Annotated in this window: 30 protein-coding genes; all 30 read left to right on the top strand. The window is 43.4% G+C overall.

The window, feature by feature from the left end; all coding sequences use genetic code 11:
• Window positions 1–413: 413 nt before the first annotated feature.
• The 30 genes from rpoB (at window position 414) to HUX68_RS14055 (ending at window position 24,211) form a co-directional block, all read left to right on the top strand.
• Window positions 414–3,959, top strand: coding sequence for a DNA-directed RNA polymerase subunit beta (rpoB, locus tag HUX68_RS13910; RefSeq protein ID WP_174615389.1), 3,546 nt, complete (start codon window positions 414–416; stop codon window positions 3,957–3,959).
• Window positions 3,960–4,061: 102 nt separating this feature from the next.
• Entirely contained in the window at window positions 4,062–7,673 is a 3,612-nt protein-coding gene (gene rpoC / locus HUX68_RS13915) for a DNA-directed RNA polymerase subunit beta' (RefSeq protein ID WP_174615390.1), read from the top strand.
• A 132-nt stretch (window positions 7,674–7,805) separates the two neighbouring features.
• Complete coding sequence (locus HUX68_RS13920) at window positions 7,806–8,057, top strand: 50S ribosomal protein L7ae-like protein (RefSeq protein ID WP_174615391.1); 252 nt, start codon at window positions 7,806–7,808, stop codon at window positions 8,055–8,057.
• Window positions 8,058–8,193: 136 nt separating this feature from the next.
• On the top strand, window positions 8,194–8,610 hold the full coding sequence (gene rpsL / locus HUX68_RS13925; RefSeq protein WP_174615392.1) for a 30S ribosomal protein S12: 417 nt from the start codon (window positions 8,194–8,196) through the stop codon (window positions 8,608–8,610).
• Window positions 8,611–8,645: 35 nt separating this feature from the next.
• Window positions 8,646–9,116, top strand: a complete 471-nt coding sequence (rpsG, locus tag HUX68_RS13930; RefSeq protein ID WP_174615393.1) for a 30S ribosomal protein S7 — start codon at window positions 8,646–8,648, stop codon at window positions 9,114–9,116.
• Between the two features lie 39 nt (window positions 9,117–9,155).
• Window positions 9,156–11,234, top strand: a complete 2,079-nt coding sequence (gene fusA, locus HUX68_RS13935; RefSeq protein ID WP_174615394.1) for an elongation factor G — start codon at window positions 9,156–9,158, stop codon at window positions 11,232–11,234.
• Between the two features lie 100 nt (window positions 11,235–11,334).
• Complete coding sequence (tuf, locus tag HUX68_RS13940; protein WP_174615395.1) at window positions 11,335–12,525, top strand: elongation factor Tu; 1,191 nt, start codon at window positions 11,335–11,337, stop codon at window positions 12,523–12,525.
• A 550-nt stretch (window positions 12,526–13,075) separates the two neighbouring features.
• A complete protein-coding gene (gene rpsJ / locus HUX68_RS13945) occupies window positions 13,076–13,384 on the top strand; it encodes a 30S ribosomal protein S10 (RefSeq protein ID WP_174615396.1) in 309 nt (102 codons plus the stop codon).
• Window positions 13,385–13,414: 30 nt separating this feature from the next.
• Window positions 13,415–14,047, top strand: coding sequence for a 50S ribosomal protein L3 (gene rplC, locus HUX68_RS13950; RefSeq protein WP_174615397.1), 633 nt, complete (start codon window positions 13,415–13,417; stop codon window positions 14,045–14,047).
• Window positions 14,048–14,073: 26 nt separating this feature from the next.
• Window positions 14,074–14,697 (top strand): 50S ribosomal protein L4, encoded by a 624-nt coding sequence (gene rplD, locus HUX68_RS13955; protein WP_174615398.1) that lies wholly within the window; start codon window positions 14,074–14,076, stop codon window positions 14,695–14,697.
• On the top strand, window positions 14,697–14,984 hold the full coding sequence (gene rplW, locus HUX68_RS13960) for a 50S ribosomal protein L23 (protein WP_174615399.1): 288 nt from the start codon (window positions 14,697–14,699) through the stop codon (window positions 14,982–14,984). The genes rplD and rplW overlap by 1 nt, the downstream gene beginning before the upstream one ends.
• A 28-nt stretch (window positions 14,985–15,012) precedes the next feature.
• Window positions 15,013–15,843 carry a 50S ribosomal protein L2 gene (gene rplB, locus HUX68_RS13965; RefSeq protein ID WP_174615400.1) on the top strand — a complete coding sequence of 277 codons (831 nt, stop codon included), beginning with the start codon at window positions 15,013–15,015 and terminating at the stop codon, window positions 15,841–15,843.
• Window positions 15,844–15,900: 57 nt separating this feature from the next.
• Window positions 15,901–16,179 (top strand): 30S ribosomal protein S19, encoded by a 279-nt coding sequence (gene rpsS, locus HUX68_RS13970; protein ID WP_174615401.1) that lies wholly within the window; start codon window positions 15,901–15,903, stop codon window positions 16,177–16,179.
• 18 nt (window positions 16,180–16,197) lie between these two features.
• Window positions 16,198–16,539, top strand: coding sequence for a 50S ribosomal protein L22 (gene rplV, locus HUX68_RS13975; RefSeq protein ID WP_174615402.1), 342 nt, complete (start codon window positions 16,198–16,200; stop codon window positions 16,537–16,539).
• Window positions 16,540–16,542: 3 nt separating this feature from the next.
• Entirely contained in the window at window positions 16,543–17,184 is a 642-nt protein-coding gene (rpsC, locus tag HUX68_RS13980) for a 30S ribosomal protein S3 (RefSeq protein ID WP_174615403.1), read from the top strand.
• 18 nt (window positions 17,185–17,202) lie between these two features.
• Window positions 17,203–17,637, top strand: a complete 435-nt coding sequence (gene rplP / locus HUX68_RS13985; RefSeq protein ID WP_174615404.1) for a 50S ribosomal protein L16 — start codon at window positions 17,203–17,205, stop codon at window positions 17,635–17,637.
• Window positions 17,627–17,818 (top strand): 50S ribosomal protein L29, encoded by a 192-nt coding sequence (gene rpmC, locus HUX68_RS13990; RefSeq protein WP_174615405.1) that lies wholly within the window; start codon window positions 17,627–17,629, stop codon window positions 17,816–17,818. The genes rplP and rpmC overlap by 11 nt, the downstream gene beginning before the upstream one ends.
• Before the next feature lie 28 nt (window positions 17,819–17,846).
• Entirely contained in the window at window positions 17,847–18,110 is a 264-nt protein-coding gene (gene rpsQ / locus HUX68_RS13995; RefSeq protein ID WP_174615406.1) for a 30S ribosomal protein S17, read from the top strand.
• A 43-nt stretch (window positions 18,111–18,153) separates the two neighbouring features.
• Window positions 18,154–18,522, top strand: a complete 369-nt coding sequence (gene rplN, locus HUX68_RS14000) for a 50S ribosomal protein L14 (protein ID WP_174615407.1) — start codon at window positions 18,154–18,156, stop codon at window positions 18,520–18,522.
• 38 nt (window positions 18,523–18,560) lie between these two features.
• Window positions 18,561–18,872 carry a 50S ribosomal protein L24 gene (rplX, locus tag HUX68_RS14005; RefSeq protein ID WP_174615408.1) on the top strand — a complete coding sequence of 104 codons (312 nt, stop codon included), beginning with the start codon at window positions 18,561–18,563 and terminating at the stop codon, window positions 18,870–18,872.
• Between the two features lie 26 nt (window positions 18,873–18,898).
• On the top strand, window positions 18,899–19,438 hold the full coding sequence (gene rplE / locus HUX68_RS14010) for a 50S ribosomal protein L5 (protein ID WP_174615409.1): 540 nt from the start codon (window positions 18,899–18,901) through the stop codon (window positions 19,436–19,438).
• Window positions 19,439–19,466: 28 nt separating this feature from the next.
• The gene (gene rpsN, locus HUX68_RS14015; RefSeq protein ID WP_091275188.1) at window positions 19,467–19,652 is read left to right on the top strand and encodes a 30S ribosomal protein S14; all 186 of its coding nucleotides are present in this window, start codon (window positions 19,467–19,469) and stop codon (window positions 19,650–19,652) included.
• A 30-nt stretch (window positions 19,653–19,682) separates the two neighbouring features.
• Window positions 19,683–20,081, top strand: coding sequence for a 30S ribosomal protein S8 (gene rpsH / locus HUX68_RS14020; RefSeq protein WP_174615410.1), 399 nt, complete (start codon window positions 19,683–19,685; stop codon window positions 20,079–20,081).
• Between the two features lie 30 nt (window positions 20,082–20,111).
• Window positions 20,112–20,648, top strand: coding sequence for a 50S ribosomal protein L6 (rplF, locus tag HUX68_RS14025; protein WP_174615411.1), 537 nt, complete (start codon window positions 20,112–20,114; stop codon window positions 20,646–20,648).
• Between the two features lie 32 nt (window positions 20,649–20,680).
• Window positions 20,681–21,043: a 50S ribosomal protein L18 gene (gene rplR, locus HUX68_RS14030; RefSeq protein ID WP_174615412.1), complete on the top strand. Its 363-nt coding sequence runs from the start codon at window positions 20,681–20,683 to the stop codon at window positions 21,041–21,043.
• A 24-nt stretch (window positions 21,044–21,067) separates the two neighbouring features.
• Window positions 21,068–21,571, top strand: coding sequence for a 30S ribosomal protein S5 (gene rpsE / locus HUX68_RS14035; RefSeq protein ID WP_174615413.1), 504 nt, complete (start codon window positions 21,068–21,070; stop codon window positions 21,569–21,571).
• Between the two features lie 13 nt (window positions 21,572–21,584).
• Complete coding sequence (gene rpmD / locus HUX68_RS14040) at window positions 21,585–21,767, top strand: 50S ribosomal protein L30 (RefSeq protein ID WP_174615414.1); 183 nt, start codon at window positions 21,585–21,587, stop codon at window positions 21,765–21,767.
• Between the two features lie 31 nt (window positions 21,768–21,798).
• Window positions 21,799–22,239, top strand: coding sequence for a 50S ribosomal protein L15 (rplO, locus tag HUX68_RS14045; RefSeq protein WP_174615415.1), 441 nt, complete (start codon window positions 21,799–21,801; stop codon window positions 22,237–22,239).
• Complete coding sequence (secY, locus tag HUX68_RS14050; RefSeq protein WP_174615416.1) at window positions 22,239–23,531, top strand: preprotein translocase subunit SecY; 1,293 nt, start codon at window positions 22,239–22,241, stop codon at window positions 23,529–23,531. Before rplO ends, secY begins: the two co-directional genes overlap by 1 nt.
• Window positions 23,532–23,566: 35 nt before the next feature.
• On the top strand, window positions 23,567–24,211 hold the full coding sequence (locus tag HUX68_RS14055; protein ID WP_174615417.1) for an adenylate kinase: 645 nt from the start codon (window positions 23,567–23,569) through the stop codon (window positions 24,209–24,211).
• Window positions 24,212–24,276 lie beyond the last annotated feature (65 nt).

The raw sequence follows: 24,276 nt of genomic DNA on the forward strand, positions 1-24,276 counted from the left end.
GAGTTCCTTTGTCAAGAGGAAATTTCATATAAGTTGAAACGTATAAATCATTGACAATAGGGGACAATGGTAAAATCCACCAAAATACACAATGAAGGTTTTTTTCTGAAAACCTTTTTTCTATTTTTATATTATATGTATAGTTAGTTCTTTTATCATGGTAAGAAAATCGGTGTTACAAATTTTACAGTAATAACCGATGCAAAGTGATGCAGGATTATGACTTGTAATAATCCGTTTGCAAGTTTGCCCGGCATGTTAATCAGGCAATAGTACAAGTGCTATTGTTGTTTCTTATCATCAAATTAATACGATTCAAACAGCTGTTTTTGCAGCAGCATGTTTTTTTAATAAATATTATGAGTCATTTTTTCAGGGGCATTCAGTGTCCGTAAAAATGCATGATTTGAGGGGTGAAGCAGTTGGCAGGTCAACTAGTTCAGTATGGACGTCATCGCCAGCGCAGAAGCTATGCGCGTATCAGCGAGGTATTGGAATTACCAAATCTAATCGAAATTCAAACCGCTTCTTATCAATGGTTCCTGGAAGAAGGTCTAAGGGAAATGTTCAAGGATATTTCTCCTATTGAAGATTTCACAGGTAACCTATCACTCGAGTTTGTCGATTATAGTCTGGGAGAACCAAAGTATCCTGTAGATGAATCAAAGGATCGGGACGTGACATATAATGCTCCGCTTCGTGTCAAGGTTCGTTTAATCAATAATGAGACCGGTGAAGTGAAAGAGCAGGAAGTATTCATGGGTGACTTCCCATTAATGACAGACACAGGTACTTTTATCATAAATGGAGCTGAACGTGTTATCGTTTCGCAGCTTGTCCGTTCGCCAAGTGTCTATTATAACGAAAAGATAGACAAAAACGGTAAAAGAGGAGTAACTGCAACTGTTATTCCAAACCGCGGGGCCTGGCTCGAAATGGAGACAGACGCCAAAGATGTCGCATATGTAAGAATTGACCGTACTCGGAAGCTGCCGGTAACGGTGCTTTTGCGTGCGCTTGGATTCAGTACCGACCAGGAAATTATTGATCTTCTCGGTGAGAATGAATACCTTAAAAATACACTTGAAAAAGATAATACCGAGACAACAGAGAAAGCGCTGCTTGAAATCTACGAGCGTCTTCGTCCGGGTGAGCCGCCAACAGTTGAGAATGCAAAAAGTTTATTGATTTCGCGGTTCTTTGATCCGAAACGATATGATCTTGCGCATGTTGGCCGGTATAAAATGAATAAAAAGCTTCACATCAAAAATCGCCTGTTTAACCAGGTGCTTGCGGAGCCGATAGTTGATCCGGAAACCGGAGAAGTCCTGGCGCAAAAAGGGGATAAGCTGGAGCGGAAGTTGCTTAATAAGGTTATTCCATATCTGGAGAAAGAAGAAGATAAAATCGGGGAGAAAGTATTAGAGCCTGCTGAAGGTGTTCTGGAAGACCCTATTGAGCTTCAGTCGATAAAAATTGTCGATCCAACAGACCCAAGCGGTGAACGTGCCTTGAATGTAATTGGGAATGCAGGTATTGACTGGGATGTTAAGAACATTATGCCTGCTGATATACTTTCATCCATCAGCTATTTCTTTAACCTGCTTCATATGGTTGGAGGAACGGATGATATTGACCACTTGGGCAACCGCAGACTTCGTTCTGTCGGCGAATTGCTGCAAAACCAATTCCGGATCGGGTTATCCAGAATGGAGCGTGTTGTGCGTGAACGGATGTCCATTCAGGACACTTCCAGCATTACACCACAGCAATTGATAAATATCCGACCGGTTATTGCATCGATTAAAGAGTTCTTCGGTAGTTCACAGTTATCCCAGTTTATGGATCAGACAAATCCGCTGGCGGAATTGACACACAAACGCCGCCTCTCCGCGCTGGGACCTGGCGGATTAACTCGTGAGCGCGCCGGTTTTGAAGTTCGGGATGTTCACTATTCTCACTACGGGCGTATGTGTCCAATTGAAACTCCTGAAGGACCAAACATCGGCTTGATTAACTCACTGTCAAGTTACGCGAAAGTTAATAAGTTTGGATTTATCGAAACACCATATCGCCGAGTTGATACGGAGACTGGTAAAGTTACAGCAGAAATTGATTACCTTACTGCTGACGAAGAAGATAATTATGTGGTTGCACAGGCTAACGCTAAACTGGATGAGGACGGCACCTTTACAGATGATGAAGTTATTGCTCGTTTCCGTGGGGAGAACACTGTTGTTCCGCGCGAAAAACTGGATTATATGGACGTGTCGCCTAAACAGGTGGTTTCCGCTGCAACAGCATGTATTCCATTTTTGGAGAACGATGACTCCAACCGTGCATTAATGGGCGCAAACATGCAGCGTCAGGCAGTTCCATTGATGCAGCCGGAAGCTCCGATCGTCGGAACCGGCATGGAGTATGTCTCCGGTAAAGACTCCGGTGCTTCAATTATTTGCCGCAACGAAGGTATTGTTGAAAAAGTGGAGGCAAAATCGGTCCATGTTCGTCGGGTTTCCAACGTTGACGGGAATGAAGTGAAAGGCGATTTGGACAGTTACCGATTACAAAAATATATCCGCTCCAATCAGGGAACGTGCTATAACCAGCGACCGATAGTAAGCCAGGGTGACCGTGTAACCAAAGGCGAGATTTTGGCGGATGGTCCTTCCATGGAAGACGGAGAGTTGGCTTTAGGTCGAAATGTCCTTACCGGTTTCATGACTTGGGAAGGTTATAACTACGAGGATGCCATCATCATGAGTGAGCGTCTGGTTAAAGACGATGTGTACACATCGATCCATATAGAAGAATATGAATCTGAAGCACGCGATACTAAACTTGGACCTGAGGAGATTACGAGAGATATTCCGAATGTTGGTGAAGATGCGCTGAAAAATCTTGATGAACAGGGAATTATCCGTGTTGGTGCTGAAGTAACAGATGGTGATATTTTAGTAGGGAAAGTAACTCCTAAAGGTGTAACAGAACTTTCTGCCGAGGAAAGACTGCTGCACGCCATCTTTGGTGAAAAGGCCCGCGAAGTCCGTGACACGTCGCTGAAAGTGCCGCACGGTGCAGGTGGAATCGTACTTGACGTCAAAATCTTCAACCGTGAAGATGGTGATGAGCTGCCTCCGGGTGTTAATCAGCTGGTTCGCGCTTATATCGTTCAGAAGCGTAAAATTTCGGAAGGCGACAAAATGGCCGGACGTCATGGTAACAAAGGTGTTATTTCGAAAATACTTCCGGAAGAGGATATGCCTTTCCTTCCTGATGGGACACCGATCGATATCATGCTTAACCCATTGGGTGTGCCATCACGAATGAATATCGGACAGGTGTTTGAACTGCACTTGGGTATGGCAGCAAGACAGCTTGGGCTTCATATGGCAACCCCGGTTTTTGACGGGGCAAATGAACAGGATGTCTGGGAGACCCTTGAAGAAGCTGGAATGCCTAAAGATGCCAAATCTGTATTATATGACGGAAGAACAGGCGAACCATTTGATAACCGTATTTCAGTAGGGGTATCCTATATGATTAAGCTTGCCCATATGGTTGATGATAAGCTGCACGCGCGTTCTACTGGTCCATACTCACTTGTAACACAGCAACCGCTTGGTGGTAAGGCGCAATTCGGTGGTCAGCGTTTTGGTGAAATGGAAGTTTGGGCATTGGAAGCATATGGTGCCGCCTATACACTGCAGGAAATTTTAACAGTGAAGTCTGATGATGTTGTTGGCCGTGTGAAAACATATGAATCCATTGTAAAAGGAGACAACGTTCCGGAACCTGGTGTACCAGAATCATTCAAGGTATTGATTAAGGAACTGCAAAGTCTTGGGTTGGATGTTAAAATGCTTTCCAGTGATGAATCAGAAATTGAAATGCGTGAACTGGAGGAAGAGGAAACACAGGCCGCAAGTAAATTGAATCTGGAAGTTGAAGAAGGTTAGATATGAAGTGTGACTGGCCCTTTATATAGGGGCCAGTATCATCATGATAAATTTCATTATTGGCATTTGGGAAAATCGGACACTAAAAGGGAGGTAGGCCCCTTGCTAGATGTAAATAACTTTGAGTATATGAAAATTGGATTGGCTTCACCTGAAAAAATCCGCTCCTGGTCATACGGCGAGGTTAAAAAGCCGGAAACAATCAACTATCGTACATTAAAGCCTGAGAAGGACGGTCTGTTTTGTGAGCGTATTTTCGGGCCGCAAAAGGACTGGGAATGTCATTGCGGGAAATATAAACGTGTACGTTATAAAGGTGTTGTCTGTGATCGTTGCGGAGTGGAAGTAACGAAGGCGAAGGTACGCCGTGAACGCATGGGTCATATCGAGCTGGCTGCTCCGGTATCGCATATCTGGTATTTTAAAGGTATTCCGAGCCGTATGGGCCTTGTGCTGGATATGTCGCCACGTGCGCTGGAAGAAGTTATTTATTTTGCTGCGTACATCGTTACGGAATCAGGGGATACACCACTGGAGAAGAAGCAACTTCTATCCGAGAAGGAATACCGGGCTTATTATGATAAGTACGGAAAGTCGTTTAAGGCACAAATGGGTGCCGAAGCAATCCGTAAGCTTCTGCAGGACATTGATTTGGAAAAAGAAGTTGATATGCTGCAGGAAGAACTGAAAACTGCACAGGGTCAACGCAGGACCAGGGCCATTAAGCGGCTGGAAGTATTGGAAGCATTTCGTCATTCCGGGAATGAAACATCATGGATGATTCTCGATGTCTTACCGGTAATCCCGCCGGAAATCCGTCCGATGGTACAGCTGGATGGCGGTCGTTTTGCCACTTCAGACCTGAACGATCTTTATCGTCGGGTTATTAACCGAAACAATCGTCTGAAGCGTTTGTTGGACCTTGGTGCACCAAGCATCATCGTTCAAAATGAAAAACGTATGCTGCAGGAAGCAGTTGACGCATTAATTGATAATGGACGCCGTGGCCGGCCAGTTACCGGACCGGGTAATCGTCCGCTTAAATCTCTTTCACACATGCTGAAAGGTAAACAAGGGCGTTTCCGCCAGAATCTGCTTGGAAAACGCGTTGACTACTCAGGTCGTTCCGTAATCGTTGTCGGACCAAGCCTGAAAATGTATCAGTGCGGGCTGCCGAAAGAAATGGCACTTGAGTTATTTAAGCCATTTATTATGAAGGAACTGGTTGAAAAAGGCTTTGCACATAACATCAAATCAGCCAAACGCAAAATCGAACGTGTACACCCGGAAGTATGGGATGTGCTCGAAGAAGTAATCAAGGAACATCCGGTTATGCTTAACCGCGCCCCAACATTGCACCGGCTTGGTATTCAGTCGTTTGAACCGGTGTTGGTGGAAGGTCGCGCGATCCGGCTGCATCCACTGGTTTGTACAGCGTATAACGCCGATTTTGATGGCGACCAGATGGCGGTGCACGTACCATTATCTGCAGAAGCGCAAGCGGAAGCACGTATCCTTATGCTGGCTGCGCAAAATATCCTGAACCCGAAAGATGGTAAACCGGTTGTTACACCATCGCAGGATATGGTGCTTGGTAACTATTACCTCACGCTTGAACGTGAAGGTGCTGCAGGAGAAGGCAGTATTTTCAAAGATATTAATGAAGCATTGATGGCCTATCAGAATGGTTATGTGCATCTGCATTCAAGAATTGCTGTTCAGGCGTCAAGCCTTAACAAAAGGTCATTTACTAAAGAACAAAATAATCAGCTGCTGCTGACTACTGTCGGAAAACTGATTTTTAATGAAATATTGCCAGAATCGTTTCCGTATATCAATGAACCGACAAATGACAACCTGGAAGTTAAGACACCGGGGAAATATTTTGTTGAACAGGGCACAAACGTTAAAGAAGAGATTGAAAAGCGGGAGGGTATCGCTCCGTTTAAAAAAGGTATTCTTGGAGATATCATCGCTGAAGTATTTAAACGGTTCAAAATCAGTGAGACTTCCAAAATGCTTGACCGGATGAAAGATTTAGGTTTCAGTTATTCAACCAAGGCTGGGCTGACAGTTGGCGTTTCTGACATTGTTGTATTGGCAGAGAAAGAAACTGTGCTTGAAGAAGCTCAGGAAAAAGTTGATAAAGTACTGAAACAATTCCGCCGCGGTTTAATTACCGATGAGGAACGCTATGACCGTGTTATTGCGATCTGGTCACAGGCGAAAGACACGATCCAGGAAAAACTGATGGGATCCCTTGATAAGCGGAATCCGATTTTCATGATGAGTGATTCGGGCGCTCGAGGTAACGCATCCAACTTTACACAGCTTGCCGGTATGCGTGGTCTGATGGCCAACCCGGCCGGTGAAATTATGGAACTGCCGATTAAATCGAGCTTCCGCGAAGGACTAACCGTATTGGAATACTTTATTTCCACACACGGTGCCCGTAAAGGACTTGCTGACACAGCGCTAAAAACAGCGGACTCTGGCTATTTGACCCGCCGACTGGTCGATGTGGCGCAGGATGTCATTATCCGAGAAGACGATTGTGGAACTGATCGCGGATTGACTGTTTCAGCATTGACAGATGGCACAGAACTCATCGAGCCATTAATTGACCGGCTTATCGGCCGGACTGCGTTTCAGGATGTTAAGCATCCAGAAACGGGTGAGGTCATCGTTGAAAATGACACTGTCATTTCAGAAGATCAGGCAAAACAAGTCGTTGAAGCAGGAATTGAACAGGTAACAATCCGCTCGGCATTTACATGTAATACAAAACATGGTGTCTGCCAGAAATGTTATGGACGTAACCTTGCAACAGGTGATGAAGTGGAAGTTGGTGAAGCGGTAGGAATTATTGCAGCACAATCTATCGGTGAACCTGGTACACAGTTGACAATGCGTACATTCCACACAGGCGGTGTTGCAGGAGACGATATTACACAGGGGCTGCCGCGTATCCAGGAACTGTTTGAAGCGCGTAACCCTAAAGGGCAAGCTGTTATCAGTGAAATTCATGGAACCATTCATGAAATTAAAGAAGTGAAGGATAAACAGGAGATAGTTGTCCAGGGAGATGTAGAACAGCGCTCCTATGCTGTTCCATATAATGCTCGCATGAAAGTTTCAGCTGGTGATGAAGTAATCGCGGGTGAAGAACTTACCGAGGGTTCAGTCGATCCGAAAGAACTCCTTCGCGTTCAGGGCGTAGAAGGCGTGCAGGATTATCTGCTTATGGAAGTTCAACGCGTTTACCGTATGCAGGGTGTTGAAATTGGTGACAAACACGTTGAAGTTATGGTACGGCAAATGCTTCGTAAGATCCGTGTTATCGAATCAGGAGAAACGAATGTACTACCAGGATCATTGCTTGAAATTCACCAATTCAAGGATGCCAATACACCTGTCTTACAGGAAGGGAAAGAACCTGCAGTCGGAAAACCGGTATTGCTTGGTATCACGAAGGCATCACTTGAAACCGACTCATTCCTGTCAGCCGCATCCTTCCAGGAAACGACTCGTGTCCTGACAGATGCAGCTATCAAAGGAAAGCGGGATGAACTGCTTGGTCTGAAAGAAAATGTTATTATCGGTAAATTAGTTCCGGCTGGTACTGGAATTAACCGTTATCGTAAAATCAGACCATCTACAGATGAGATAGAGGAAAATGTTGAAGCAGCCGAAGAAACAGAAGCGGTGCAATAATCATTTTCGATGACAAGTTAATAAATCGGGAGCACAAAAAAATACCAAAAATTTAAGTTGACATTAAAAAACGAGAATGGTAATATAATCAAGGTGCTTCCGATTATGCTTGTTACTTTGGAGGATATGAGGATGTCTTATGAAAAAGTAGCTCAAGTTAAATCCAACTTAATAATCGGAACGAAACAAACGCTTAAAGCTATAAGGAATGGTCAAGTTAGCGAAGTGTTTATTGCTGATGATGCTGATCACCATATCACGGAAAAGATAGAACTTTTAGCCGATGAAATGAATGTTTCTTGCAAGCGCGTTGACTCAATGAAAAGGTTGGGGGAAGCATGCGGCATCGATGTCGGAGCATCTGCAGCAGCAGTAAGACAATAAAGGTTTTGGCGTTCTTTTGACGCGAAGGCTTTGTTTTTTACTCAAAGATGAACCACCTGGATATGTGGGACGACAAAACGCGAACAGGTGGATGCTGTATTAACAGAAAACCATAACAGGAAGGGAGGAAAATATAATGCCTACTATTAATCAACTGGTACGTAAAGGCCGGGTGAATAAACCAAAGAAGTATGACTCTCCTGCACTTAACAGAGGGTATAACAGCTTCAAAAAGAAATTCACAAACCAGAACTCACCACAAAAACGCGGAGTGTGTACTCGTGTCGGCACACTGACACCGAAGAAACCAAACTCTGCACTGCGTAAATATGCACGTGTTCGTTTGTCCAACAACATGGAAGTAACAGCATACATTCCAGGTATTGGTCACAACCTGCAGGAGCACAGTGTAGTATTGCTTCGTGGTGGCCGTGTTAAGGACCTTCCAGGGGTACGTTATCATATCGTGCGCGGAGCACTTGATACTGCCGGAGTTGAAGGACGTATGCAAGGCCGTTCCAAATACGGAACCAAAAAACCTAAAAAGAAATAAATTGACTATCAACTTCAGGGAAAGGAGGGGGACATATGCCACGTAAAGGACCAGTACCTAAACGCGATGTCTTGCCGGATCCGCTTTATAAATCAAAATTAGTAACTCGATTGATCAACCAGATTATGATTGATGGTAAAAGGGGTAAAGCTCAAAAAATCCTATACAATGCATTTGAACTTGTAGCCGAGAGAAGCGGACAGAATGCAATGGAAGTTTTTGAACAGGCAATGAAAAACGTTATGCCGGTACTTGAAGTGCGAGCTCGCCGTGTCGGTGGTTCAAACTACCAGGTACCAATGGAAGTGCGCCCGGAACGTCGCCAGGCATTAGGCTTGCGCTATGTTGTTAATTATTCCCGCCTGCGAGGCGAAAAGACAATGGAAGAGCGTCTTGCTAATGAAATTCTGGATGCTTCCAATAACACCGGCGCATCCGTTAAAAAACGCGAAGAACTGCACAAGATGGCCGAAGCAAACAAAGCATTTGCTCACTATCGCTGGTAAAAAACCAAATATAGCAAATAACAGGAAGGAGAAGAATACATGCCTAGAGAGTTCTCCTTGGAAAAGACGCGTAATATTGGTATTATGGCGCATATTGACGCAGGTAAAACCACTACTACTGAGCGTATTCTTTTCTACACAGGACGTATTCATAAAATTGGTGAAACTCATGAAGGTGCATCACAGATGGACTGGATGGAGCAGGAGCAGGAACGCGGAATCACGATCACTTCCGCAGCAACAACTGCTCAATGGAAAAACCATCGTATAAACATCATCGATACACCGGGACACGTGGACTTCACTGTTGAAGTTGAGCGTTCGCTGCGTGTACTTGATGGTGCGGTAACAGTGCTTGATGCTCAATCGGGTGTGGAACCGCAAACCGAAACTGTATGGCGTCAGGCGACAACATACGGTGTACCAAGAATTGTTTTTATAAACAAGATGGATAAAGTCGGTGCAGACTTCCTTTATTCAACTAATACACTGAAAGAACGTTTAGGTGCCAATGCACATGCTGTTCAACTGCCAATCGGTGCTGAAGATAATTTCGAAGGTATCATTGACCTGATTTCGATGAAAGCTTTCTATTATGAAGATGATCTGGGCACTCGGGCTGAAGCTCGTGAAATCCCGGATGAATACAAAGATAAGGCCGAAGAATTGCGTGCCAGTCTTGTTGAAGCAGTAGCTGAGCTGGACGAAGACCTGATGATGAAGTATCTTGAAGGAGAGGAAATCTCTGAAGAGGAACTGAAGCAGGCAATTCGTACAGCGACATTGAATGTTGAATTCTATCCGGTATTCGGTGGATCAGCATTCAAAAACAAAGGTGTACAATTAGTTCTTGATGGTGTTATTGATTATCTTCCTGCACCAACTGACGTGCCTCCAATTGAAGGTATCGTTCCGGGGACAGAGGAAGAGACAACCCGTCCGGCGGATGACAAAGCACCTTTCTCGGCACTGGCATTTAAGGTTATGACTGACCCGTATGTTGGGAAGCTGACTTTCTTCCGCGTATATTCCGGTACATTGGATTCCGGCTCATATGTTAAGAACTCTGTTAAAGATAAGCGTGAACGTGTCGGTCGTATTCTGCAGATGCACGCTAATTCACGTGAGGAAATCAAAACGGTTTACTCCGGTGAAATTGCAGCTGCTGTTGGTTTGAAAGATACATCTACAGGGGATACACTTTGTGGCGAGAAAGATCTCGTAGTTCTGGAGTCCATGGAGTTCCCTGATCCGGTTATCTCTGTTGCAATTGAACCTAAAACAAAAGCTGACCAGGATAAAATGGCTATTGCATTGGGTAAACTTGCAGAAGAAGACCCGACTTTCAAAACGGAAACAAATGTGGAGACTGGTCAAACGATCATTTCCGGGATGGGTGAACTTCACCTTGATGTCATTGTTAACCGTTTGAAGGCCGAATTTAAAGTTGAAGCAAATGTTGGTGCTCCACAGGTTGCATACCGTGAGACATTCCGCGCCTCTGCTGAAGTGGAAGGTAAATTTATAAAGCAGTCAGGTGGACGTGGACAATACGGTCATGCCTGGGTTAAATTTGAGCCAAACGAAGAAGGTGCGGGCTTTGAATTTGTAAATAAAATTACTGGTGGTGTTATTCCGCGTGAATACATTCCATCTGTTGAAGCGGGTATAGTTGAATCAGCAGAAAATGGTGTATTGGCCGGTTACCCACTGATTGATTTCAAAGCAACTGTTTATGATGGAAGCTATCATGATGTTGACTCAAACGAAATGGCCTTTAAAATTGCCGGATCAATGGCATTGAAAGCTGCCAAAGAAAAATGTCAAGCGGTATTGCTTGAGCCAATGGAACGAGTGGAAATTGTTATTCCTGAAGAATACATGGGCGACATCATGGGTGATGTCACATCACGCCGCGGACGTGTGGAAGGTATGGAAGCACGTGGTCCAGCACAGGTTATTAAAGCATTTGTTCCGCTTTCGGAAATGTTCGGCTATGCGACGGTATTGCGTTCAAACACGCAGGGACGCGGGCAATATACGATGCATTTTGATCACTATGAAGAGGTACCGAAGAGCATTTCAGAAGAAATAATTAAGAAAAATGCCGGAGAATAATTGATTTTTTCTTCATTCTGAAGTATAACTTTTATTGAAGGCAGACAATTATTCTAAAAATAATAAATTACTTGTATTTATTTAAAGGAGGAAACTATAAATGGCTAAAGAAAAGTTCGATCGCTCAAAAAGTCACGTAAACATTGGAACAATTGGACACGTTGACCATGGTAAAACTACTTTAACTGCTGCAATCACTGCTACATTGCACAAAAAATCCGGTAAAGGTACCGCAATGGCTTATGACCAAATTGACGGCGCTCCGGAAGAAAAAGAACGTGGAATTACAATTGCAACTTCCCACGTTGAGTATGAAACGGACACTCGTCACTATGCTCACGTTGACTGCCCGGGACACGCTGACTATGTTAAAAACATGATCACTGGTGCAGCACAAATGGATGGAGCTATCCTGGTAGTGTCTGCTGCTGATGGTCCAATGCCGCAAACTCGTGAGCACATCCTTCTGTCACGTAACGTTGGGGTTCCTGCAATCGTGGTATTCCTTAACAAATGTGACATGGTAGACGACGAAGAACTTCTTGAACTTGTTGAAATGGAAGTTCGCGATCTGTTGACTGAGTATGACTTCCCTGGTGATGATGTACCAGTTGTTAAAGGTTCTGCACTGAAAGCTCTTGAAGGCGATGCAGACTATGAAGAAAAAATCTTTGAATTGATGTCTGCTGTTGATGAGTACATTCCAACTCCGGAACGTGACCATGACAAGCCATTCATGATGCCTGTTGAGGACGTATTCTCAATCACTGGCCGTGGTACAGTGGCAACTGGCCGTGTTGAGCGCGGATCTGTTAAAGTTGGTGACGAAGTAGAAGTTATCGGTCTTGCTGAGAAAGCTTCTAAAACAACTGTTACTGGTGTGGAAATGTTCCGTAAGCTTCTTGACTATGCTGAAGCAGGTGACAACATTGGTGCACTGCTTCGCGGTGTATCACGCGATGACATCAACCGTGGTCAAGTATTGGCTAAGCCTGGTTCAATTACACCACACACTAACTTCAAGGCTGAAGTTTATGTATTGTCAAAAGAAGAAGGTGGACGTCATACACCATTTTTTGCAAACTATCGTCCACAGTTCTATTTCCGTACTACAGACGTTACTGGTGTTATTACACTTCCAGAAGGCGTTGAAATGGTAATGCCAGGAGATAACATCGAAATGGCAGTGGAACTGATTTCACCAATCGCTATCGAAGACGGTACCCGTTTCTCTATCCGTGAAGGCGGACGTACTGTTGGATCCGGCGTTGTAACTACCATTCAGAAGTAATAGAGCAATCAGCTAGCTAGCTAAAGAAAACAGGCAGCGTGACGACGCTGCCTGTTTTTATGCTTATCAGGGCGTCCGGAATCGGCTATTTTGAGCAAAGTGTTAGAGAATTCATTGAGAGTGCTAGAAGTTCACAAATTAGGTGCTAGAAGTTCTCATTTTAGTGTTAGAAGTTCATAATTCAAGTGCTGGAACTTCACAATTCAAATGAAGAGAAAGACTTTCCTGCAACGAAATTTTTGGTACAGGAATACATATGCGCAGTCCAAAACCTGCCTCAATTTAAAAATCAACAAATTTCATGCAAAATTTCACTATAATCCCTTGCATTCCATGTAATTAGTTTGTATAATACATAGATGTGCAATCTAAAAGTTTTTTATTAGAAATGGTTGCATTGACCGCATTTTATCTATATAATATGAATGTTGGTCACAAAGGCGATGAAGTGAAAGGTTGTTGACACACCCGGCCCCTTTGCCATGGCGGGTGGTTAAGAAATTTTCACGGAGAATGTCTATTATAAAATGGGCGAAAAGGAGGGAAAATAATGGCAAAAGAAAAGATTAGGATTCGATTAAAAGCGTATGACCACCGTATTTTAGATCAGTCTGCTGAAAAAATTGTAGATACGGCTAAACGTTCAGGTGCAGGTGTATCCGGACCGATTCCGTTGCCTACAGAGCGTTCAGTATACACTGTTCTGCGTGCAGTGCACAAATACAAAGACGCACGCGAACAATTTGAAATGCGTACTCATAAACGCTTAATCGATATTGTCAATCCAACACCACAAACAGTTGACTCGCTAATGAGACTCGACTTGCCATCAGGTGTGGATATTGAAATCAAATTATAAATTAATGTACTAATATAGGAGGTGTAACGGATGGCGAAAGGAATCTTAGGTCGTAAAATCGGCATGACTCAGCTTTTCTCCGATGAAGGAGAACTTGTACCGGTAACGGTTGTTCAGGCTGAGCCAAACGTAGTATTACAGAAAAAGTCATTAGAAAATGATGGCTATGAAGCTATACAGATCGGTTTTGCTGATGAAAAGGAATCACGTGCAAACAAAGCGGAAAAAGGTCATGCTGATAAAGCAAACACAGCCCCTAAGCGCTACGTTCGTGAAATCCGTAACGCGAATCTTGATGAATATGAAGTAGGTCAAGAATTAAGCGTTGATGTTTTTCAGGTTGGCGATTTGGTGGATGCAACCGGAACTTCAAAAGGGAAAGGATTCCAGGGTGCAATCAAGCGCCACAATCAGCAACGTGGTCCGAAAACCCATGGTTCCCACTTTCACAGAGGACCAGGTGCAATCGGTATGGCAGCTGACCCGGCGCGTGTCTTTAAAGGTACGAAATTACCGGGACAAACGGGCGGAAAGCAAATTACCAATCAAAACCTTGAAATAGTAAAGGTGGACAACGAACGTAATCTGCTTTTGATTAAAGGTAATATTCCTGGTGCAAAGAAATCATTTGTGAAAATCACGAGTGCATTAAAGGCTAACTAATCATTTATACGAAGGGAGGATATGTCATGCCTAAAGTAGCACTATTTAAACAAGATGGATCTCAAGCTGGCGACGTGGAATTGAACGATTCCGTTTTTGGCATTGAACCACATACGCACGCTATGAATGAAGCAGTGCTGATGCAGCGCGCATCATTACGTCAGGGCACACATGCCGTGAAAAACCGTGCAGAGGTTAGAGGCGGTGGAGCTAAACCTTGGCGTCAAAAAGGAACCGGCCGTGCAAGACAGGGTTCAACCCGTTCACCGCAATGGGTAGGTGGCGGAACTGTGTTTGGACCTACTCCACGCACGTACAGCTATAAATTGCCGAAAAAAGTTCGTCGGCTTGCACTTAAATCTGCACTTTCTTCCAAACTTAAAGAAGAGGATGCAGTAGTATTGGAAAGTATTTCAATTGATGCTCCAAAAACAAAAGAAGTTGTGAAGATGCTGGAAGCACTTAAAGTGGATTCCAAAGCACTGGTTGTAACTGCTGAAAATGATGAAACAGTTAACCGTTCAGCAAATAATCTGCAAAACGTAAAAGTGCTTACGGTAACAGAACTGAACGTACTTGATTTGTTAACGCATGACAAGCTGATCATCACAAAAGAAGCAGCTGAAAAAGCAGGGGAGGTGCTTGCATAATGAAAGATTCACGTGATATTATAAAGCGCCCTGTCATTACAGAGAATACTGCTGATTTAATGGCGGAAAAAAAATATACGTTTGAAGTGGAACCGAAAGCCAATAAAACAGAAATTAAAGATGCAGTTGAGCTGGTTTTTGGTGTGAATGTGGTAAAAGTCAACACAATGAATCTTAAAGGTAAGTTTAAGCGGATGGGCCGTTACGGCGGTTACCGTTCAGATCGCAAAAAAGCTATTGTACAGTTATCAGAAGACAGTAAAGAACTGGACTTCTTTGAAGCGTAAATTATAAAAGAGTGAAGGAGGGAAAAAGATGGCGATTAAAAAATTCAAACCGACCTCAAACGGAAGACGTTTCATGTCAACGTCTGATTTTGCAGAGATCACTACAGATACTCCGGAAAGATCCCTGTTAAGTCCGTTGTATAAACGCGGTGGTCGTAACAACCAAGGTAAATTAACGACTCGTCATCAGGGCGGCGGTCACAAGCGTCAATATCGTATCATCGACTTTAAGCGCGATAAAGATGGTATACCAGGAAGCGTTGCTACAATCGAATACGATCCGAACCGCTCAGCAAACATTGCGCTAATTCACTATGCAGATGGTGAAAAACGCTATATTCTGGCGCCGAAAGGGATTAAAGTAGGACAAAAAATAGAATCCGGAGAAAATGCCGATATTAAACTCGGGAATGCTCTGCAGCTTAAAGATATCCCAGTGGGTACAATCATTCATAACATTGAAATGAAACCGGGACGCGGCGGTCAAATCGCACGTTCAGCGGGTGCAGAAGCTCAGGTTCTTGGCCGTGAAGGGAAATATACATTGGTTCGTTTGTCTTCGGGTGAAGTTCGTCTGATTCTGTCAACGTGCCGTGCAACTGTTGGTCAGGTAGGTAATATTGAGCATGAACTTATCAGTGTTGGTAAAGCCGGCCGTTCCAGATGGCTAGGCAAGCGCCCGACTGTACGTGGTTCTGTTATGAACCCTAACGATCACCCGCATGGTGGTGGTGAAGGACGCGCGCCAATCGGCCGTAAATCACCAATGTCACCTTGGGGCAAACCGACGCTTGGTTACAAGACTCGGCAGCGGAACAAACCTACAGATAAATTTATCGTTCGTAAGCGCAAAAAATAAACGGATAGGACGGCGAGGAATGGATTTCGCCGTTTGATTACGAAAGGAGGTTTATCCATGGGTCGCAGCTTAAAAAAAGGACCTTTTGCAGATGACCATCTATTGAAAAAGATTGATAACCTGAATGATACTGATAAAAAGCAAGTTGTAAAAACTTGGTCCCGTCGTTCAACAATTTTCCCATCTTTTGTCGGTCATACAATCGCTGTTTATGATGGACGCAAACATGTGCCCGTCTACGTAACAGAGGATATGGTCGGACACAAACTGGGTGAATTTGCGCCAAGCCGTACGTTTAAAGGGCATTCTGGCGATGATAAGAAAACAAAACGCTAATGAGAGGAGGCACTCCACATGCAAGCAAAGGCCGTTGCTAAATCAGTTCGAATTGCTCCTCGTAAAGTTCGTTTAGTCATAGATTTGATTCGAGGAAAAGAAGTTGGTGAAGCGGTAGCAATCCTACGTCATACACAACGTGGTGCTTCTCCGGTTGTTGAAAAGGTTTTGAACTCTGCAATTGCAAATGCAGAACACAACTATGAAATGGAGCCGGATAACCTGGTGATTTCCGAAGCATTCGTTAACGAAGGTGCTACATTGAAACGTTTTCGTCCGCGTGCACAAGGACGCGCAAGTAAAATCAATAAACGCACAAGCCACGTTACAGTGGTTGTAACTGAAAAGAAGGAGGGATAGTCAGTGGGTCAAAAAGTAAATCCTAACGGTCTTCGTGTCGGTGTCATTAATGGCTGGGAGTCAAAATGGTATGCTGGCAAAGACTATGCAGACTTACTGCATGAAGATATTAAGATCAGAGAATATCTTGAAAATCGCTTGCGCATTGCTGCTGTTTCTTCGATCGAGATTGAACGTGCGGCAAACCGCGTAAATATCACGATTCACACTGGTAAACCTGGAATGGTTATTGGTAAGGGCGGTTCTGAAGTTGAAGCGCTGCGTAAATCATTAAACAGCCTGACAGGCAAGCGGGTTCATATAAACATCATGGAAATTAAGAAAGTTGACTTGAATGCAACACTTGTTGCAGATAACATTGCTCGTCAGCTGGAAAATCGAATTTCATTCCGACGTGCTCAAAAGCAAACCATTCAACGCGCAATGCGAGCTGGAGCAAAAGGAATTAAAACACAAGTATCCGGACGTCTCGGTGGTGCCGATATTGCTCGTGCGGAACATTACAGTGAAGGAACAGTACCACTTCATACTTTGCGTGCTGATATTGATTACGGCACTGCTGAAGCTGACACTACTTACGGTAAGCTCGGTGTCAAAGTATGGATCTATCGTGGAGAAGTCCTTCCAACTAAATCAAATAATTAAGGAAGGGGGAAATGCATTATGTTAATGCCAAAACGCGTAAAATTTCGTAAACAGCATCGTGGTAAAATGAAAGGACGTGCAAAAGGTGGCACTTCAGTTGCCTTCGGTGAGTATGGCCTGCAAGCAATTGATGCTTCCTGGATTACAAGCCGTCAAATAGAGGCTGCCCGTATTGCAATGACTCGTTACATGAAACGTGGCGGTAAAGTTTGGATTAAAATATTCCCTGATAAGCCATACACTGCAAAGCCCCTTGAAGTACGGATGGGTTCCGGTAAAGGTGCTCCTGAAGGATGGGTTGCAGTTGTAAAACCCGGGAAAATTATGTTTGAAATCGCAGGTGTTGAAGAAGAAGTAGCTCGTGAAGCATTGCGTCTTGCTTCTCACAAACTGCCGATTAAAACTAAATTTGTAAAACGTGAAGAAATTGGTGGTGAAATCAATGAAGGCTAATGAAATTAGAGAACTAACCACTGCCGAAATTGAACAAAAAGTTAAATCGTTAAAAGAAGAACTTTTTAATTTACGCTTTCAGCTTGCAACCGGCCAATTGGAAAACACTGCACGTATTCGTGAAGTAAAGAAGTCTATTGCCCGAATGAAAACTGTTGTGCGTCAACGTGAACTAGCGTAATTAATTGAAGAGAGGAGGTCACCCTCAAATGACTGAGCGTAATGATCGCAAAGTATACACAGGCCGTGTCGTATCAGATAAAATGGATAAAACAATAACTGTTCTGGTTGAGACATATAAGTTTCATAAACTGTATGGCAAACGTGTTAAGTATTCCAAGAAGTTTAAAACACATGATGAAAATAACCAGGCAAAAACTGGTGATATTGTTTCTATTATGGAAACTCGTCCGCTGTCTGCCACAAAACGTTTCCGTCTGATTGAAATCGTTGAAGAAGCGGTAATTATATAATTAAAGTTCGCTCGGAAGGTATCCGAAGGGAGGTCTCAAGCGTATGATTCAACAAGAAACCCGTTTAAAAGTTGCAGATAACTCTGGTGCAAGAGAAGTTTTAACGGTTAAAGTATTAGGCGGATCCGGACGGAAAACAGCCAATATAGGTGATGTAATTGTTTGTACGGTTAAACATGCAACACCAGGTGGCGTTGTTAAAAAAGGTGAAGTTGTTAAAGCTGTTATCGTTCGTTCCAAGTCAGGAATGCGCCGTAAAGATGGGTCATATATTCGTTTTGATGAAAATGCTGCCGTAATTATTCGTGACGACAAAAGTCCAAGAGGAACTCGTATCTTCGGACCGGTTGCACGTGAATTGCGCGATGCAAAATTCATGAAAATCGTATCTCTAGCTCCAGAAGTTTTATAAAGCGAAAAGTAAAGCCTTGTCAAGGAGGTGCGTAAAGCATGCATGTAAAAAAAGGTGATAAAGTAAAAGTTATTTCCGGTAAAGACCGCGGTAAAGACGGCACTATTTTAGAAGCTTATCCGAAGAAGGACCGTGTTTTGGTTGAAGGCATCAACATGACCAAAAAGCACGCAAAACCGTCTCAGGATAACCCGCAGGGTGGCATCCTCAATCAGGAGGCTCCTATCCACGTTTCTAATGTAATGCTGATAGATCCGAAATCCGGCGAACCAACTCGTGTTGGCTATCAGGATAATGACGGAAAGAAAGTCCGCATCGCTAAAAAATCCGGTGAAGCAGTAGATAAATAGTTCGCAGGTGAAAGGAGGGCGACATGATGAATGAACTTAAACAAAAGTATCGTGAAGATATACTACCATCAATGATGAGCAAATTTAATTATGAATCTGTTATGCAAGTACCTGATGTTGAAAAAATAGTAATTAACATGGGTGTTGGTGATGCCGTTCAGAACTCAAAAGCATTGGATAATGCTGTTGAAGAGCTATCATTAATTTCCGGACAAAAGCCTATGGTAACCCGTGCTAAAAAATCAATTGCTGGATTCCGTTTGCGTGAAGGAATGCCTATCGGGGCGAAAGTAACACTGCGTGGCGAGCGCATGTACGAGTTCTTGCAAAAGTTAATTGCAGTTTCGCTTCCGCGTGTGCGTGATTTCCGTGGTATTTCCAAAAAAGCTTTTGATGGCCGGGGTAATTATACGCTTGGTGTTAAAGAACAACTGATTTTCCCGGAAATTAACTATGATAAAGTAAGTAAAGTGCGTGGTATGGACATTGTCATTGTAACAACTTCCAATACTGATGAAGAAGCACGTGAATTGTTGGCTCAGTTAGGCATGCCTTTCCAGAAGTAAGCTGAGAGCAATATAAGGAGGGAAAATTGTGGCTAAAAAATCAATGATTGCGAAACAACAACGCCCACAGAAATTTAAAGTACGTGAATATACACGCTGTGAACGATGTGGCCGACCGCATTCAGTAATCCGTAAATTTAAACTTTGCCGTATTTGTTTCCGTGAACTTGCCTATAAAGGTCAAATTCCTGGTGTCAAAAAAGCAAGCTGGTAAACCCCCGATTAGGGAAGGAGGTAATATGTAATGGTTATGACAGATCCAATCGCAGATATGCTGACCCGTATTCGAAATGCTAATATGGCAGGTCATGATAAGCTGGAACTTCCGGCTTCCAAGATAAAAAAGGAAATCGCCGATATCCTTAAGCGCGAAGGCTTTGTCCGCGATTATGAATTCATTGAGGATAACAAGCAAGGTGTTCTGCGCATTTTCCTTAAATACGGCGTTAAAAAGGCACGCGTAATTACAGGCATTAAGCGCATCAGTAAACCGGGCTTGCGGGTATACGCAAAAGCTGACGAGGTACCGCGTGTGCTGAACGGTTTGGGAATTGCTATTGTATCCACATCAAACGGTGTGCTTTCTGATAAAGAAGCACGTACACAAGCTGTTGGTGGCGAAGTACTGGCATATGTTTGGTAAGAAACATCTAAAGACAAGGAGGTGTACGAAATGTCTCGTATAGGACTTAAACCAATTGAAATTCCAGAGGGCGTTGAAATTAAATTGGACGGAACTACAATTACAGTAAAAGGTCCAAAAGGTGAACTGACAAGAGACCTTCATGAAGATATGAAAGTGGTTATCGAAGGGAATGTTCTTACTGTTGAACGTCCAAGTGAGCACAAAGAACATCGTGCATTGCATGGGACCACCCGCAGCCTGATCGGTAATATGGTTGAAGGGGTGCATAAAGGTTTTGAAAAAAACCTTGAAATCAATGGTGTAGGTTACCGTGCGCTAAAACAGGGTGACAAGGTAGTGGTTAACGCAGGATATTCACACCCGGTGGAACTGGATCCGATCGAAGGTATCGAAATTGATGTTCCTAAAAACACACAAATCATCGTAAAAGGTATTAATAAAGAGCTGGTTGGCGCAGTTGCTGCAAACATCCGGGCTATCAGACCGCCTGAGCCTTATAAAGGAAAAGGTATTCGTTACGAAGGCGAGCGTGTACGACAAAAAGAAGGTAAAACTGCTAAGTAAGGTTAGTTAGGGAGCAGAAAGGAGTGACCTAGATGATCACAAAGCCTGACAAAAATGCTGTACGCAAAAGAAGACATACGCGTGTTCGCAAGAATGTTACCGGAACACCGGAACGCCCACGTCTCAATGTGTACCGCTCAAATAAACACATTTATGCACAATTGATTAATGATGTTGAAGGTGTAACATTGGCAAGCGCCTCAACAAAAGACAATGGAATTGACGTTCAGTCCGGCGCTAACGTTGATGCAGCTGTCGAAGTAGGAAAGTTGGTTGCTAAACGTGCCCAGGATAAAGGTTACAAATTGGTAGTATTTGACCGTGGAGGCTACCTTTATCATGGACGTGTAAAAGCATTGGCAGATGCAGCCCGTGAGGCAGGTCTTGAATTTTAATCGATAGATAAAGGAGGGACACAGATGCATACTAGCATTGATCCGAACAAATTAGATCTTGAAGAACGCGTTGTTGCGATTAACCGTGTTGCAAAAGTTGTAAAAGGTGGACGTAATTTCCGCTTTGCTGCACTTGTTGTTGTGGGAGATAAAAATGGTCACGTAGGCTTTGGAACCGGAAAGTCTAAGGAAGTACCAGAAGCAATTAAAAAAGCGGTTGACGATGCAAAGAAAAACCTGATTACAGTACCAATTGTTGGAACGACTATTCCGCATGAAATTCATGGACAATTCGGTTCTGGTAATGTATTGATGAAACCAGCTGCAGAAGGTACAGGGGTTATTTCCGGCGGACCTGTTCGTGCGATCCTCGAACTTGCAGGTGTCGGCGACATTCTGACAAAATCGCTTGGTTCAAACACACCGATTAACATGATTCGTGCAACATTAAACGGACTGACAAACTTGAAGCGCGCGGAAGAAGTTGCAAAACTGCGCGGAAAGTCTGTAGAAGAACTGTTAGGATAAGGAGGGAAATATTATGTCTAAACAATTAGAAATCACCCTCACGCGCAGTGTTATTGGCAGAACAGAATCGCAACGCCAAACTGTTCAAACACTAGGACTTAAAAAAATCCATCAATCCGTTGTTCGTGAAGATACTCCAGCCGTTCGCGGTTTGGTTAATAAAGTATCCCATCTCATAACGGTTAAAGAAGTATAATTAAACATTAGCGTAAAGAGGAGGTGCTCGCATGAAACTTCATGAATTGAACGCATCAGAAGGAAACCGTAAAAAGCGCAATCGCGTAGGCCGCGGAATGTCATCTGGAAATGGTAAAACATCTGGCAGAGGACACAAAGGACAAAAAGCACGTTCAGGCGGTAATACCCGCGTTGGTTTTGAAGGTGGTCAAATGCCATTATTTCAACGGTTGCCTAAACGCGGCTTTACAAATATTCACCGTAAAGAATTGGCAATTGTAAACCTTGATGCTTTAAATCGATTTGAAGAAGGCACAGAAGTTACACCTGAGCTATTACTTGAAGAGGGTGTCGTAAGCAAACTTAAAGCAGGCGTTAAAGTGCTCGGCAAGGGCGCTGTCGAAAAGAACCTTACAGTAAAAGCTCATAAGTTCTCTGCTTCAGCGAAGGAAGCGATCGAAGCAGCGGGCGGTAAAACAGAGGTGATTTAATGTTCAGTACGATCTCCAATTTAATGCGCGTAGGTGACATCAGACGGAAGATTATCTTTACCTTATTAATGTTAATCATATTCCGTCTGGGTACATTTATTCCGGTTCCATTTACAAATAATCAAGCAATTGATTTTATGAACCAGCAAAATGTATTTGGGTTTCTGAATACATTTGGGGGCGGGGCATTACAGAATTTCTCCATTTTTGCAATGGGAATCATGCCTTACATTACAGCGGCGATTATTATGCAATTGCTGCAAATGGATGTTGTACCGAAGTTCACAGAATGGAAAAAGCAAGGTGAAATGGGACGTAAGAAGATAGCTCAGATTACTCGTTACGGAACAGTTATTCTTGCGTTTATCCAGGCAATCGCAATGTCAATTGGGTTTAATGCAATGGCAGGTGGATCCTTAATTGAAGATCCGGGTATATTAAAGTTCATTGTCATTGCACTCGTACTGACAAGCGGAACCACGTTTTTGATGTGGCTTGGTGAACAAATTACGGCGAATGGTGTTGGTAACGGAATATCCATCTTGATATTTGCCGGAATTGTCGCAGCAGTACCAAACGGGGTTAAGCAGTTGTACAGTCAGTACTTCATGAATCCCGGTGATGATTTGTTCATCAACATTGTAATAGTTGCAATGATTGTACTGGTTGTTATTGCAGTAACAGTTGGTGTGATTTTCATCCAGCAGGCACTGCGGAAAATACCGATTCAATATGCAAAAAAGCTCGTTAATCGTTCCCCTGTGGGCGGACACTCGACACACTTGCCATTAAAGGTAAATGCTGCCGGAGTTATCCCGGTAATCTTTGCGATTGCATTTATTATTGCCCCACGGACGGTTGCCGGACTTTTTGAAGGTAATGAGATTGCAGGAACAATCGAAACGATCTTTGATTACACGCAACCGATCGGGATGGTTATTTACGTTGCGTTAATTATAGCTTTCACGTATTTCTACACATTCGTGCAGGTGAACCCGGAGCAGATGGCGGAGAATCTGCAGAAACAAGGCGGGTATATCCCGGGCATACGCCCCGGTAAAAACACGGAAACGTATCTGACACGTGTTATGTACCGATTGACGTTTGTAGGGTCAATATTCCTGGCAGCTGTTTCTGTTCTTCCGATTATTCTTGGTGGTCTTGCAAATCTGCCTCAAGCAGTACAAATAGGTGGTACCAGCTTACTGATTGTTGTCGGTGTGGCTCTCCAGACGATGAAACAACTGGAAAGTCAACTGGTGAAGCGTCACTACAAAGGGTTTATAAAGTAGTTGGTTAACTGCCAACGAGAGCGAGGGGAAATTTGTTGAATTTGATATTAATGGGTCTGCCTGGTGCAGGTAAAGGCACACAGGCGGAAAAAATAAACGAAAAATATAACATCCCTCATATTTCAACTGGAGATATGTTTCGACTGGCTATAAAAGAAGGAACAGAACTTGGCACTAAAGCAAAATCCTATATGGATCAAGGCGAACTTGTTCCGGATGAGGTAACAATAGGAATTGTTAAAGAGCGCTTAGGCAAAGATGATTGTAAGAACGGATTTCTGCTTGATGGTTTTCCAAGAACGATTGCACAGGCAGAAGCCCTTCAATCTATTTTAACTGATATGAATGAAACGATTGACTATGTCCTGCATGTGGATGTACCAAAAGAAAAATTATTGGAGCGTCTAACAGGTCGTAGAATTTGTCCGACATGTGGAGCAACTTATCATGTTATCTACAACCCTCCGAAAGTGGAAGGGAAATGTGATAAGGATGGTGCTGAATTAATCCAGCGTGAAGACGATCAGGAAGAAACGGTTAAAAATCGTCTTGATGTAAATGTCAAGCAAGCTCAGCCTTTGCTGGATTATTATCAGGAAAAAGGATATCTTGTAAAGGTCGATGGCGATCAGGATATTGACCAGGTTTTTCAGGATATTCAGTCTAAAATAGAAAGATAAGCAATTTACTGTATACCGGCATTGAATGGATGCATTTCCATCTGTTAAACGATATAATGTATGAC

Origin of the sequence: Virgibacillus ihumii (assembly GCF_902726655.1) — a bacterium.
GTDB lineage: Bacteria > Bacillota > Bacilli > Bacillales > Amphibacillaceae > Lentibacillus > Lentibacillus ihumii.

Coding starts and splice junctions, on each gene's coding strand:
- secY (WP_174615416.1), top strand. CDS start 22,239: ATGTTCAGTACGATCTCCAATTTAATGCGCGTAGGTGACATCAGACGG.
- rpmC (WP_174615405.1), top strand. CDS start 17,627: ATGAAGGCTAATGAAATTAGAGAACTAACCACTGCCGAAATTGAACAA.
- rplN (WP_174615407.1), top strand. CDS start 18,154: ATGATTCAACAAGAAACCCGTTTAAAAGTTGCAGATAACTCTGGTGCA.
- rpsJ (WP_174615396.1), top strand. CDS start 13,076: ATGGCAAAAGAAAAGATTAGGATTCGATTAAAAGCGTATGACCACCGT.
- rplW (WP_174615399.1), top strand. CDS start 14,697: ATGAAAGATTCACGTGATATTATAAAGCGCCCTGTCATTACAGAGAAT.
- rpmD (WP_174615414.1), top strand. CDS start 21,585: ATGTCTAAACAATTAGAAATCACCCTCACGCGCAGTGTTATTGGCAGA.
- rplV (WP_174615402.1), top strand. CDS start 16,198: ATGCAAGCAAAGGCCGTTGCTAAATCAGTTCGAATTGCTCCTCGTAAA.
- HUX68_RS13920 (WP_174615391.1), top strand. CDS start 7,806: ATGTCTTATGAAAAAGTAGCTCAAGTTAAATCCAACTTAATAATCGGA.
- rplO (WP_174615415.1), top strand. CDS start 21,799: ATGAAACTTCATGAATTGAACGCATCAGAAGGAAACCGTAAAAAGCGC.
- rplC (WP_174615397.1), top strand. CDS start 13,415: ATGGCGAAAGGAATCTTAGGTCGTAAAATCGGCATGACTCAGCTTTTC.
- rpsG (WP_174615393.1), top strand. CDS start 8,646: ATGCCACGTAAAGGACCAGTACCTAAACGCGATGTCTTGCCGGATCCG.
- rplE (WP_174615409.1), top strand. CDS start 18,899: ATGAATGAACTTAAACAAAAGTATCGTGAAGATATACTACCATCAATG.
- rplF (WP_174615411.1), top strand. CDS start 20,112: ATGTCTCGTATAGGACTTAAACCAATTGAAATTCCAGAGGGCGTTGAA.
- rplD (WP_174615398.1), top strand. CDS start 14,074: ATGCCTAAAGTAGCACTATTTAAACAAGATGGATCTCAAGCTGGCGAC.
- rpsS (WP_174615401.1), top strand. CDS start 15,901: ATGGGTCGCAGCTTAAAAAAAGGACCTTTTGCAGATGACCATCTATTG.
- rpsE (WP_174615413.1), top strand. CDS start 21,068: ATGCATACTAGCATTGATCCGAACAAATTAGATCTTGAAGAACGCGTT.
- rplP (WP_174615404.1), top strand. CDS start 17,203: ATGTTAATGCCAAAACGCGTAAAATTTCGTAAACAGCATCGTGGTAAA.
- rpsH (WP_174615410.1), top strand. CDS start 19,683: ATGGTTATGACAGATCCAATCGCAGATATGCTGACCCGTATTCGAAAT.
- rpsL (WP_174615392.1), top strand. CDS start 8,194: ATGCCTACTATTAATCAACTGGTACGTAAAGGCCGGGTGAATAAACCA.
- rpsQ (WP_174615406.1), top strand. CDS start 17,847: ATGACTGAGCGTAATGATCGCAAAGTATACACAGGCCGTGTCGTATCA.
- tuf (WP_174615395.1), top strand. CDS start 11,335: ATGGCTAAAGAAAAGTTCGATCGCTCAAAAAGTCACGTAAACATTGGA.
- fusA (WP_174615394.1), top strand. CDS start 9,156: ATGCCTAGAGAGTTCTCCTTGGAAAAGACGCGTAATATTGGTATTATG.
- rplR (WP_174615412.1), top strand. CDS start 20,681: ATGATCACAAAGCCTGACAAAAATGCTGTACGCAAAAGAAGACATACG.
- rplX (WP_174615408.1), top strand. CDS start 18,561: ATGCATGTAAAAAAAGGTGATAAAGTAAAAGTTATTTCCGGTAAAGAC.
- rplB (WP_174615400.1), top strand. CDS start 15,013: ATGGCGATTAAAAAATTCAAACCGACCTCAAACGGAAGACGTTTCATG.